The 12747-nt window shown below is 44.3% G+C and carries 9 protein-coding genes; 8 read left to right on the top strand and 1 reads right to left on the bottom strand.

Features of this window, described 5'->3' with window-relative positions; all coding sequences use genetic code 11:
• Positions 1–81 precede the first annotated feature (81 nt).
• Complete coding sequence (locus CVP04_RS02070) at positions 82–318, top strand: hypothetical protein (RefSeq protein WP_100295865.1); 237 nt, start codon at positions 82–84, stop codon at positions 316–318.
• A gap of 110 nt (positions 319–428) precedes the next feature.
• Here CVP04_RS02070 and rpmE read toward each other — a convergent pair whose 3' ends face one another.
• Positions 429–641 carry a 50S ribosomal protein L31 gene (gene rpmE / locus CVP04_RS02065; RefSeq protein WP_100295864.1) on the bottom strand — a complete coding sequence of 71 codons (213 nt, stop codon included), beginning with the start codon at positions 639–641 and terminating at the stop codon, positions 429–431.
• A gap of 178 nt (positions 642–819) precedes the next feature.
• Between rpmE and priA the strand changes: the two genes are divergently transcribed.
• The 7 genes from priA (at position 820) to eno (ending at position 12634) form a co-directional block, all read left to right on the top strand.
• Positions 820–3024: a primosomal protein N' gene (priA, locus tag CVP04_RS02060; RefSeq protein WP_100295863.1), complete on the top strand. Its 2205-nt coding sequence runs from the start codon at positions 820–822 to the stop codon at positions 3022–3024.
• 96 nt (positions 3025–3120) lie between these two features.
• Positions 3121–3987, top strand: a complete 867-nt coding sequence (ftsN, locus tag CVP04_RS02055) for a cell division protein FtsN (protein WP_100295862.1) — start codon at positions 3121–3123, stop codon at positions 3985–3987.
• Positions 3988–4282: 295 nt separating this feature from the next.
• Entirely contained in the window at positions 4283–4849 is a 567-nt protein-coding gene (locus CVP04_RS02050) for a TetR/AcrR family transcriptional regulator (protein WP_100295861.1), read from the top strand.
• A gap of 38 nt (positions 4850–4887) precedes the next feature.
• Positions 4888–6105: a multidrug efflux RND transporter periplasmic adaptor subunit AcrA gene (gene acrA / locus CVP04_RS02045; protein WP_100295860.1), complete on the top strand. Its 1218-nt coding sequence runs from the start codon at positions 4888–4890 to the stop codon at positions 6103–6105.
• Between the two features lie 15 nt (positions 6106–6120).
• Positions 6121–9219: a multidrug efflux RND transporter permease subunit AcrB gene (acrB, locus tag CVP04_RS02040; protein ID WP_100295859.1), complete on the top strand. Its 3099-nt coding sequence runs from the start codon at positions 6121–6123 to the stop codon at positions 9217–9219.
• A 363-nt stretch (positions 9220–9582) separates the two neighbouring features.
• Positions 9583–11211 carry a glutamine hydrolyzing CTP synthase gene (gene pyrG / locus CVP04_RS02035; RefSeq protein WP_100295858.1) on the top strand — a complete coding sequence of 543 codons (1629 nt, stop codon included), beginning with the start codon at positions 9583–9585 and terminating at the stop codon, positions 11209–11211.
• Positions 11212–11332: 121 nt separating this feature from the next.
• On the top strand, positions 11333–12634 hold the full coding sequence (gene eno, locus CVP04_RS02030) for a phosphopyruvate hydratase (protein WP_100295857.1): 1302 nt from the start codon (positions 11333–11335) through the stop codon (positions 12632–12634).
• Positions 12635–12747 lie beyond the last annotated feature (113 nt).

The following is a 12747-nucleotide window of genomic DNA, read 5'->3' as shown; positions in this document are numbered from 1 at the left end:
ATGAATCGGCGGCAATTATAGCAAATTATGGACGCTTGAACCATTCGGACAATCGTTAAGCTTTATCCTTTTTGAGGTGATATGTTTTTTAATAAAATTATTGTAACGCTTTTCGGATCTCGACGACCTACGACAAAACGGGATCTTAGCCAAATTGATTCCGTTTTACTTCATCCGGTCGGTGATGCGATTGGTGATGCCGTTGCGCACGGATTGCACTTAAGACAATTAAAAGAATGTTACCCGAATTTAAAAATTGGTGTATTTGTGACGGCACGCAATCGAGCGATTTTTGCAGCAGGCCTCGACTTGGCTTAATTCAACTATATCGGAAATCCTAAGAAAGAAAACAATGGGTTAAGTTAGATTTGGATACACTTGATAAAATAAAACCTCGCATAAGCGAGGTTTTATTTTGTAAATCCGAATTATTTTTTGCTTGGGATGCTGAAACGTTTGTTGAAACGTTCTACGCGACCGCCGGTGTCAACAACACGTTGTTTACCGGTATAGAACGGGTGGCAGTTGCCGCATACGTCCAAGTTTAAATCTTTGCCCACTGTCGAGCGAGTTTTGATTACGTTACCGCAAGAACAAGTTACGGTAATTTCTTTATATTCAGGATGAATACCTTGTTTCATAGAAAACCTCGATTGAAGCCACTCCGCTCTCCGAAACCGAATTCGGCACCGAGTGTAGTTAATATTACGCCGTAAAGGCAGTGTGTGTAAGGTGGCAAATTATACAATAAAAAAAGGAATATTCAAGCCTTTGGATTATTTCGCTATAATTAATCATCATTTTTTGTATAGGCTAAGTATGAAATTAGTTCGAGTGGCGCTTGCAGTGCCGTTATTTCAGTTTTTCGATTATTGGCTGCCGGCGGATTCGGAGGCACAAATCGGTTGTCGGGTGTCGGTGCCTTTTGGTACGCAAACGCGTGTAGGCGTCATTGTGGATTTTCCGCAACATAGCGAAGTGCCAGAAGAACAAATTAAGCCGATTCTTAATTGTTTGGACGAAACCTCCGTATTTAGCGCACCGCTTTGGCGCTTATTGCATTGGGCGGCGAGTTATTACCAAGCGCCGCTCGGTGAAGTGTTGCTGAACGCATTGCCGGTGAAATTGCGCCAAGGCGAAAGTGCGGTGGAAAAAACAAAAACTTTTTTTAAACTGACCGCACTTGGGCAGCAAGCTTTGAAAGATGATGAATTAAAACGTTCGAAAAAACAGCGCGAGGCGTTATCTTCTTTGCTCACTGCCGAGGCGGAAAAAGGCAATAATGGGTTTTCTGCGACGATTTGGGCAAACCTCAAACAGAAAGAATATATCGAAGAAATCGAACAAAAAACGGAAATTGTGCCTTGGCAAGAAAAATGCGCGCCCTTGCCGATAACCAATGCGGAAAATCGTTTGACCTTAAACAAAGAACAAGCTTTAGCGCTGACGCAGCTTGTTTTCCGTCAAGGATTTGCCGCGTGGTTGCTGGATGGCGTGACGGGTTCGGGCAAAACGGAAATTTATCTGCAATTTATCGAAGAAATCTTGCAAAAAGGTCGGCAGGTTTTGGTGTTGGTGCCTGAAATCGGGCTTACGCCGCAAACCGTGCAGCGTTTTCAATCGCGTTTTAACGTCGAGATTGACGTCTTACATTCCAATTTAAACGAAACGCAACGCTTGCAAGTGTGGCAACGGGCGAAAAACGGGCAAAGTGCGGTGGTTATCGGCACAAGATCCGCGCTGTTTACCCAATTTAAGGATTTAGGGCTGATTGTGATTGATGAAGAACACGACGGTTCTTTTAAGCAACAAGATGGTTGGCGCTATCACGCGCGCGATTTGGCGGTGGTTTATGCGAAACAGCTGAATATTCCGATTATATTGGGGTCGGCAACGCCGAGTTTTGAAAGTTTGAATAATGTGAAATTAGGCAAATATTCGTCGATTGTATTGTCAAAAAGAGCAGGAAAAAGCACCGCACTTCGCCAATTCGTGATTGATTTGAAACATCAACGCATCCAAAACGGCTTATCCGACGCTTTATTGAATAAAATGCGCGAGCATTTGGAAAAGGGCAATCAAGTTTTGTTATTTCTCAATCGACGTGGTTTCGCGCCGGTGCTGTTCTGCCACGAGTGCGGTTGGATCGCGCAATGCCGCCATTGCGATAAACCTTATACTTATCATCAACGGCAGCGCGTGTTGCGTTGTCATCATTGCGCTTCGCAAAAAGCCGTGCCGCGACAATGCGAACAATGCGGTTCAACCCATTTAATGACCACCGGATTAGGCACGGAACAGCTGGAAGACGTATTGAAACAACATTTTCCGCAATACGGCATTACTCGAATCGACCGCGATAGCACACAACGCAAAGGGCGTTTGGAAAATTATTTGCAGGATATTCATCAAGGGCGCAGCCAAATTCTTATCGGCACGCAAATGTTGGCGAAAGGACACCATTTTCCCGACGTGACGCTGGTAGCGTTATTAAATGTGGACGGCGCGTTATTTTCCGTCGATTTTCGTGCGGAAGAACGCTTGGCGCAGCTTTATATGCAAGTCGCCGGCCGTGCCGGTCGAGAGGAAAAGCAAGGCGAAGTGGTGTTGCAAACCCATTATCCCGATCATCCGTTGCTGCGCAAATTATTAGCGCAAGGCTATGCGGCATTTGCCGAACAAGCGCTTGCATTACGTCGGCAAACCGGATTGCCGCCTTTTAGTTCGCAAGCCTTATTTAAAGCGCAAAGTCGGCATAGCGAACAAGCGGAAGCCTTATTAAATCAAGTCGCGGATTATTTTCGTCGTTGGATTATTGAAGAAAAAATCGAAGGCTTGCAAATTTTAGGCCCAATTCCCGCGCCTTTTGTGAAAAAAGCCGGACAATATCGCTGGCAACTATTATTACAACACGCGTCTAAAGGCGCTTTGCAGCGCGGTTTGAGCCGATTTCAAGCGGATTCGCCGTTAAAACAAAGCCAAGTGCGGTGGATTTTGGACGTGGATCCGCTAGATTTAACTTAAAACTGGAAAAATAGGCGATTTTTCAGTAAAATCGCGGTTATTTTTTACTTATTTCATATTTGATTTTACTTTTGGAACAAACAAAAAGGTTTTATTGTGACACAACGAGATTATGTTGCCCGTAACGGTGCGAAGAAAAAGAAACAAGCCAAAAAAGGAAACAAAACGCTACTTTTAACACTCGCTTTAATTGTGATCGGCGCATTTGCGGCGGGGCTTTACTTATTGAAAGAAAAATCTTCCGAAACGATGCCGGTCGCCGCACCGCAAGAAAAAACGCAGCCGAAAAGCGTGTTACCGACACCGCCGGAAGAAGTTTGGAGCTATATTAAAGCCTTGGAAACGCGCACCGTGCCGGTGGATAATGATCCGCAATCCTTAGAAAAAAATATGCGCTTAACCGAAGAACAGAAAAAAGTGCTGTTGCAAATGGAAAAAGAACAAAAAGAAGCCGAACTTGCACGAGCAAAACAAGCAGAAGAACGTAAAAAAGCGGAAGAAACCGCCGCGCAGCAACAAACCGTAAAAGCGACGGAAGCGAAACCGAATGTTGAAAAAACGGTTGAAAATAAACCGACCGCGACAAAACCGAGCGAAGTAAAAACCGTAGAAGCTAAACCGGCGGAAGTGAAAACGGAAAATACTAAACCGGCTGCAGCAGCGGAAAATAAAAAAGTCGAAACGAAAAAAACGACGGAACAAGCGCAAGCGGTGAAAAAAACTGAAACCGCACAAAGTTCTGCAGGCGAGAAAAAATTCGGCTTACAATGCGGTGCATTCAAAAATAAAGAACAAGCGGAAAATATGCAAGCGCGTTTGGCTATGGCAGGCTTTAATGCTCGAATCAATTCCAGCGCGGATTGGAACCGCGTAGTAATCGGCCCGATAGGTGATCGCGCCGCTGCAAATTCCGCCTTAGAACGCGCTAAATCCGTCGGCACTTGTGTGGTGATTGGGATGTAGTGGTTTTGTGATTAATCGCTATCACAAAGTTATATTAATAGCGACACATTAAGTGGTGATTCGGGTTATTTAGAGGTGAGACAACCTGATCAAATTAAACTTATTGACCCGCGCAATCAATAACATATCGAGCCGCCTTTGCGGCTCGTTGTTTTTTGGCGTGAGGTTTGTTTTTACACAATCTTGTATTTATCGCTTGCGTTAAGACAAAATTTCATTAAAATGAACGAACGTTCATTCAGTCCCTAAAAACGCTGTTTGTTCTCTCTTTTTTCCAATTTTTTTATTTTCTACTATGCGTCAATCAGAACTTGATATGACTGCGCAGATTTTTGCTGCGACCGAGCGATTAATGGCGGAAGGAGGATTGCATAATCTTTCGATGCACAAAATCGCTCGAGCGGCGAATATTTCCGCAGGAACAATTTATATTTATTTTAAAAATAAAGACGAATTGCTGATGCAATTCGCCCAATATGTGTTTTCTCAGTTTACCCAAGCGATTGAGCGAAACCGTGACGAAACTCGCCCTTATTTTGAGCAATACCGACAAATTTGGTGGAATATCTGGTTGTTTTTAAAAGATAATCCGATGATTGTGGTGAATTTGAATCAGTATCAATCTTTACCGCACTTTTATGAAGTTTGTATGGAATTGGAGCCGCAAAGTTATTGGAACCGGTTTTGTCAAAATGCGATCAAAGATCAGGTGATCTGTGATTTGCCGAGTCATATTTTATTTTCATTGGGCTTGAAAAGTGCGGTGCATTTATCCGTTGATTGCCATTTTTTCAAGCAACAACTGTCCGATGAAATGTTGGAAGATGTCATCGCTCGCACTTGGCGGGCGATTCAAAAGTAATTTTTTATTTAAAGCGATATGTTTTCTAGGAGTTTTTTATGAGTCAATCAACTCAATTAACAAAACCGAAGCGTTCTCATCTTTTTTTGATGAAAGTCGTGTTGGGCGTGGTGGTTTTGATTTTTATCGGAATGATTGCCGCCAATATTTTTAAAGGTATCGGTATCGGCAAATATATGGCGAGTTTGCCGGAAACGGCGAATCCTGTAACGGCGATGAAGGTGGAAGCGAAGCAGTGGACACCGGTGATTGAAACCACGGGTTTAGTGCGTCCGAATCAAGGTGCGATGTTAAGCGCGCAGGTTTCCGGTACGGTTTCTCAGGTGTTGGTGCAATCCGGACAAAACGTGAAAAAAGGCGATTTGTTGGTGGAATTGGACAGTTCCGTCGAGAAAGCGAATTTAAAAGCGTCCGAGGCGAAATTATCTTCAACTCGACAAACTTATCAACGTTATGCGGCGCTGTATAAAACCAACAGTGTTTCACAACAAGAATTGGATAACGCCAAGGCGAGTTATGATGCGCTGTTGGCGGATATCGAAGCGTTGAAATCCACGATTGAACGTCGTCAAATCGTGGCGCCTTTCGACGGAAATGCGGGTATTGTGAAAGTTAATGTCGGTCAATATGTCACCACCGGAACGGAAATCGTGCGGGTTGAAGATACCAGTTTAATGAAAGTGGATTTCTCGATTGCCCAAAACGATTTGGAACGTTTATTCGTCGGACAAAAAGTCACGGCGACCGCCGACGCGCGTTTAGGCGAGACTTTTGCGGCAAAAATTACCGCAATGGAACCGGCGATCAGTTCTTCCACCGGCTTGATCGATTTGCAAGCGACCTTTGATGCGGAAGACGGACGTAAATTGTTATCCGGAATGTTTACTCGTTTGCGCATTGCATTGCCGACGGAAAATAATCAGATTGTGATTCCGCAAGTAGCGGTCAGCTATAATATGTACGGCGAAAGTGCCTATGTTTTGACCGCACTTTCCGATGAAGATAAAGAAAAATTAGTCGGCAACGATAAATTCCCGCATAAAGACAAAATGGATAAAGTTTATCGCGCGAAACAAATTACCGTGTTTACCAAAGATCGCCAAGGCATCTATGCGCAAATGAAAGGTGACGATATTAAAGTCGGCGATATGATTGTCACCGGCGGGCAGCAAAACCTCAGTAACGGCAGTTTGGTGATTGTTGCGGATAAAGAAGGCGTGGGTACGCAACAGCCGGCGAAGAAAACCAATCTTTAATTAGGAAAACTACGAATGAAATTTACAGATATATTTATTCGTCGCCCGATTTTGGCGGTTTCCATCAGCTTGTTAATCATTATTCTCGGTTTACAAGCGATCGCGAAACTGACGGTGCGTGAATATCCTAAAATGACGACGACGGTTATTAGCGTCAGCACCACTTACGCGGGGGCGGACGCCGGATTGATTCAGGCGTTCGTTACCTCGAAATTGGAAGAAGCCATTGCGCAAGCGGATAATATCGACTATATGTCATCGTCCAGCCGTCCGAGTTCTTCTTCCATTACGGTGAAAATGAAGTTGAATACGGATCCGAATGCGGCATTGGCGGACGTGTTGGCGAAGGTTAACTCGGTGCGTTCGCAATTACCAAGCGGGATCGACGATCCGACGATTACCTCTTCCACCGGTGGTTCGGGGATTATGTATATCAGTTTCCGTTCCAATAAGTTGGATGCCAGTCAGGTCACGGACTATATCGAACGCGTGGTGAAACCGCAGTTCTTTACCGTTGAAGGGGTGGCGAAAGTTCAAATTTTCGGTGCGTCTCAATATGCGATGCGCATTTGGTTGGATCCGCAAAAAATGGCGGCACAAAACCTGTCCGCGCCGGAAGTAATGTCCGCGTTGTCGTCAAATAATATCCAAACGGCGGCAGGGAATGACAACGGTTATTTTACGGTTTACAAAAATAAAGTCGAAACCACGACGACAACCATTGAACAGCTACGCAATTTAATCGTCGCCTCCGACGGTGATAAATTGGTACGTTTGCGCGATATTGCCGATGTGGAATTAAATAAAGAATCCGATGACAGCCGAGCGGTGGCGAACGGTTCCGATTCCGTGGTGTTGGCGATTGAGCCGACTTCGACGGCAAACCCGTTAACAGTGGCTGAAAACGTGCGTCCGCTGTATGAAAACATTAAAAGCAGTTTGCCGGACAGTATGGAAACCGACATTTTATATGACCGCACTATTGCGATTAACAGCTCCATTGAAGAAGTGGTGAAAACCATTTTGGAAGCGACAGTGATTGTTTTGGTGGTGATCACGATGTTTATCGGCTCGTTCCGTGCGATCTTAATTCCGGTTATCACGATTCCGATTTCCTTAATCGGTGTGATTATGTTGTTACAAGTTTTTGATTTCTCTATTAACTTGATGACCTTGCTGGCATTAATTCTGGCAATCGGGTTGGTGGTGGACGATGCGATCGTAGTGTTGGAAAACGTTGACCGTCATATTAAACTGGGCGAAACGCCGTTTAGAGCGGCAATTATCGGGACGCGTGAAATCGCCGTGCCGGTTATTTCGATGACAATCGCCTTAGTTGCCGTGTACTCACCGATGGCATTAATGAGCGGGATTACCGGTTCGTTATTTAAAGAATTTGCTTTGACACTTGCCGGCGCGGTGTTTATTTCTGGTATCGTGGCGTTGACTTTATCACCGATGATGAGTAGTAAATTACTGAAAGCACACACTAATCCGTCCAAATTGGAAGAATTAATCGAGCGTGCTTTAGGTAAACTCAATCGCGGTTATGAATATGCGTTGCGTTTAATTATGGCGAACCGTAAATGTATGTTGGCGTTTGCAGCAGTGATTTTCGCTACATTGCCGATGTTGTTTAACTCGCTATCCAGCGAATTAACGCCGGCGGAAGATAAAGGTGCCTTTATTGCCATCGGTACGGCGCCGTCGAACGTCAACGTCGATTATATTCAAGGGGCGATGAAATCTTATGAACAAATTCTGAAAAATACCGACGAAGTGCAATTCTCAATGGTGATTTCCGGTGCGCCGAGCACTAACCAATCGCTAAATATTATTACCTTGAAAGATTGGAACCAACGCACGCGTTCACAAAATCAGATTTTGGCGGATTTAAACGCGCAAGCAAAAGCCATTCCAGAAATTTCTGTCAGTGGTTTCTCGTTTCCGGAAATTGATACGGGAGAACAAGGCCCGCCAATCGGTTTTGTAATCAGCACAGCCGGCGATTATCAGGATTTGGCGAATGTTGCCGGTAATTTCTTGCAAAAAATGCAAACTTCCGGACAATTCGTTTATACCTCATTGGATTTGAAATTTGACACAGCGCAAATGAAAATTCAAATTGATAAAGAAAAAGCGGGTTCTTACGGCATTTCGATGAGCCAAATCAGTAATACGCTGGGTAGTTATCTTTCCGCTGCGACTATTACGCGCGTGGATTTGGACGGTCGGGCGTATAAAGTAATTTCTCAGGTAAAACGTAAAGATCGTTTATCGCCGGAAAGTTTGAATAACTATTATGTTCAAGCAAGCAACGGGCAAGCCGTGCCGTTAAGTAGTTTATTAACCGTCAGTTTAGAAGCGCAACCGAGTTCGTTGCCGCGTTTCAGTCAGTTGAATTCCGCGGTTATCAGCGCCGTGCCGTCACCGACGACCAGTACGGGTGATGCGGTGCAATGGCTAAAAGATACGGCGGATAAAGAATTGCCGCAAGGTTATAACTACGACTTTAAAGGCGAAGCGCGTCAGTTGGTACAAGAAGGTAATTCGTTAGCGGTGACCTTTGCGCTTGCGGTGGTGATCATCTTCTTGGTGTTGGCGATTCAATTCGAATCGATGCGCGATCCGTTCGTGATTATGATCTCCGTTCCGCTTGCCGTGAGCGGCGCTTTATTCGCGTTGAATTTCTTCGGATTCTTCGGTATTGCGGGAACGACGTTGAACATTTATTCCGAAGTCGGGTTGATTACGCTTGTCGGTTTGATTACCAAACACGGTATCTTAATGTGCGAAGTGGCGAAAGAAGAACAACTTAACCACGGCAAAACGCGCATTGAAGCGATTATGCACGCGGCAAAAGTGCGGTTACGTCCGATTCTGATGACGACGGCGGCGATGATCGCGGGCTTGGTGCCGTTATTGTACGCTTCCGGCGCCGGTGCGGTATCACGCTTTAGTATCGGTATCGTGATTGTGTCCGGTTTGGCAATCGGTACGCTGTTCACCTTGTTCGTTTTGCCGGTGATTTATTCTTACATCGCCAGCGAACACAAACCGCTGCCGGAGTTTGACGAAAGCATTAAGCCGATTGAAGGCGAACCAAGTCATTAATTTAAGCATAATCTAAAAATTACTTAAGAAGGTTGGCATTGACAGCCTTCTAGACTGATGACAAACCTGATTTAAATTGTATTTTATGTGTAGGATGGGCTTTAGCCCATCAAAAAATATAATTATTTCAATATGATGGGCTAAAGCCCATCCTACATAAGGATACTTTATCAATAAACTGGAAGGCTAGCATTAATAGCCTTCTTTTTTATCGGCAAAAACATTGCAAAAAATCACCGCACTTTCGCGCAAAAAGAAAAATACTCTGCCGAACGATTGAGTTCGCCCCCCCTTTACTGTAAACTATCATCCCGTCTTATTGTTTTATTATCATTTCTTTTATCCCAACAAGTTAGGTTTAGTATGGCTACCAATTATATTTTTGTAACGGGCGGTGTGGTTTCTTCCCTTGGTAAAGGTATTGCTGCGGCGTCTTTAGCGGCAATTTTAGAAGCGCGCGGTCTCAATGTGACGATGATGAAGCTGGATCCTTATATTAACGTCGATCCGGGCACAATGAGTCCGACTCAACACGGTGAGGTCTTTGTTACTCAAGACGGTGCGGAAACGGATTTGGATTTAGGGCATTATGAGCGCTTTATCCGCACTAAAATGACAAAACGTAATAACTTCACGACAGGTAAAATTTATTCCGAAGTATTGCGTAAAGAACGTCGCGGTGATTACTTGGGCGCGACCATTCAAGTGATCCCGCATATCACTAACGAAATTAAAGCGCGCGTGATTGACGGCGCGGCGGGGCACGACGTAGCGATTGTTGAAGTCGGCGGAACGGTCGGCGATATCGAGTCCTTACCTTTCCTTGAAGCCTTGCGTCAATTAGCGGTGCAAGTGGGTCGTGAACGCACGATTTTTATGCATTTAACCTTAGTGCCGTATATTCCGACGGCGGGCGAAGTGAAAACCAAACCGACTCAACATTCCGTGAAAGAATTATTGTCAATCGGTATTCAACCGGATGTCTTGGTTTGCCGTTCCGATCGTATGATTCCGCCGAACGAACGTGCGAAAATCGCCTTGTTCTGTAACGTACCGGAAAGAGCGGTCATTTCTTTGAAAGATGTGAATTCCATTTATCAAATTCCGGCGTTATTAAAATCACAAGGCTTGGACGAATTTATTTGTCACCGCTTCCATTTAGATTGTAAAGAAGCGGATTTGTCCGAATGGGAACAAGTGCTTTACCAAGAAGCCAACCCGACCGGCGAAGTGACTATCGGTATGGTCGGAAAATACACCGAATTGCCGGATGCGTATAAATCCGTGAATGAAGCCTTAAAGCACGGTGGATTAAAAAATCGTTTAACGGTGCACATTAAATATATCGATTCGCAAGATGTGGAAAATAAAGGCACGGATATTCTTAAAGGCTTGGACGGCATTTTAGTGCCGGGCGGATTCGGTTATCGCGGTGTTGAAGGCAAAATTTTAACCGCGCAATATGCGCGCGAAAACAACATTCCGTATTTGGGCATTTGCTTAGGGATGCAAGTGGCGTTGATCGAATATGCGCGTCACGTCGCCGGTATGGAAAAAGCCAATTCCTCCGAATTTGATAAAGATTGCCCACAACCGGTTATCGGCTTGATCACCGAATGGCAAGATGCGGACGGAAATATCGAAACGCGTACCGATAAATCCGATCTCGGCGGAACAATGCGTCTTGGTGCGCAACAATGTCATTTGGCGGAAGGCAGCCTTGCACGTCAACTTTACGGCGCGGAAACCATTGAAGAACGTCATCGTCACCGATATGAAGTGAATAACGTCTTGTTACCGCAAATCGAAAAAGCCGGCTTAAAAGTTACCGGTTTATCTGCGGATAAAAAATTGGTGGAAATTATCGAAGTGCCGAATCATCCTTGGTTTGTCGCTTGTCAATTCCACCCGGAATTTACCTCGACGCCGCGTGACGGACATCCGTTATTTGCAGGCTTTGTCAAAGCGGCGAAAGAAAATCAGAAAAAATAAGCTAAAACTTGTGTTTTGATCAAATAAGCGTGATTTTTAGCAAGACAAACGGCAAAAAACGCTTTAGTATATTGTCCGTTTAAAAGAATTCGTTTGAATTAACTTAAAGAGGAAAACAAAAATGGCAAAAATCGTTAAAGTAATCGGTCGTGAAATCATTGACTCACGCGGTAATCCGACTGTTGAAGCGGAAGTTCATCTTGAAGGCGGCTTTGTAGGTCTTGCAGCCGCTCCGTCAGGTGCTTCAACCGGTTCTCGCGAAGCGTTGGAATTACGCGACGGCGACAAAGCACGTTTCTTAGGTAAAGGCGTATTGAAAGCGGTTGCCGCAGTTAATGGTCCTATCGCTGACGCTATTTTAGGTAAAGATGCGACTAAACAAGAAGAAATCGACCAAATTATGATCGATTTAGACGGTACCGAAAACAAATCCAACTTCGGTGCGAACGCAATCTTAGCGGTATCTTTAGCAAATGCGAAAGCAGCCGCTGCAGCACAAGGCAAACCGCTTTACGAATGGATCTCTGATCTTAACGGTACTTCCGGTCTTTACTCTATGCCGTTACCGATGATGAACATCATCAACGGTGGTGAACACGCAGACAACAACGTTGACATCCAAGAATTTATGATTCAACCGGTCGGCGCAAAAACTTTACGCGAAGCATTACGCATCGGTGCGGAAGTGTTCCATAACTTAGCGAAAGTATTAAAATCTAAAGGTTTAAGCACAGCGGTTGGTGATGAAGGTGGTTTTGCACCTAACCTAGAATCTAACGCAGCTGCATTAGCTTGTATCAAAGAAGCGGTTGAAAAAGCGGGTTATGTATTAGGTAAAGACGTTACTTTGGCAATGGACTGCGCATCTTCCGAGTTCTACAACAAAGAAAACGGCTTATATGAAATGAAAGGTGAAGGTAAATCATTCACTTCTCAAGAATTTACTCACTACCTAGAAGGTTTGACAAAAGAATACCCAATCGTTTCTATCGAAGACGGTCAAGATGAGTCAGACTGGGAAGGTTTTGCATACCAAACTAAAGTATTAGGTGATCGTGTTCAATTAGTCGGTGACGACCTATTCGTAACTAACACCAAAATCTTGAAAGAAGGTATCGAAAAAGGTATCGCAAACTCAATCTTAATCAAATTCAACCAAATCGGTTCATTAACTGAAACATTGGCTGCGATTCGTATGGCGAAAGCTGCCGGTTATACCGCAGTAATCTCTCACCGTTCAGGTGAAACCGAAGATGCAACTATCGCGGATTTAGCGGTCGGTACAGCAGCAGGTCAAATCAAAACCGGTTCTATGAGCCGTTCTGACCGTATTGCGAAATACAACCAATTAATCCGTATCGAAGAAGCACTAGGTGAAAAAGCACCGTTCTTAGGATTAAAAGCGGTTAAAGGTCAAGCCTAATTATTCGCAAAAAATCTAAAATACTAGCCGCTCTTTCGAGCGGCTTTTTTTCTTCCGATATAAAGAAACAACAAAAATCTTAATCGATAATGCTAAAATAACGAAGAAATTTA

The sequence above is a fragment of the Caviibacterium pharyngocola genome (genome assembly GCF_002795405.1).
Lineage (GTDB): Bacteria > Pseudomonadota > Gammaproteobacteria > Enterobacterales > Pasteurellaceae > Caviibacterium > Caviibacterium pharyngocola.
The sequence above is the reverse complement of the archived record's forward strand: the minus strand, read 5'-3'. Positions and strand labels throughout refer to the sequence as shown.

Excerpts from the sequence above, each read along its gene's own strand:
- CVP04_RS02070 (WP_100295865.1), top strand. The coding sequence starts at position 82 with ATGTTTTTTAATAAAATTATTGTAACGCTTTTCGGATCTCGACGACCT.
- rpmE (WP_100295864.1), bottom strand. The coding sequence starts at position 641 with ATGAAACAAGGTATTCATCCTGAATATAAAGAAATTACCGTAACTTGT.
- priA (WP_100295863.1), top strand. The coding sequence starts at position 820 with ATGAAATTAGTTCGAGTGGCGCTTGCAGTGCCGTTATTTCAGTTTTTC.
- CVP04_RS02050 (WP_100295861.1), top strand. The coding sequence starts at position 4,283 with ATGCGTCAATCAGAACTTGATATGACTGCGCAGATTTTTGCTGCGACC.
- acrA (WP_100295860.1), top strand. The coding sequence starts at position 4,888 with ATGAGTCAATCAACTCAATTAACAAAACCGAAGCGTTCTCATCTTTTT.
- acrB (WP_100295859.1), top strand. The coding sequence starts at position 6,121 with ATGAAATTTACAGATATATTTATTCGTCGCCCGATTTTGGCGGTTTCC.
- pyrG (WP_100295858.1), top strand. The coding sequence starts at position 9,583 with ATGGCTACCAATTATATTTTTGTAACGGGCGGTGTGGTTTCTTCCCTT.
- eno (WP_100295857.1), top strand. The coding sequence starts at position 11,333 with ATGGCAAAAATCGTTAAAGTAATCGGTCGTGAAATCATTGACTCACGC.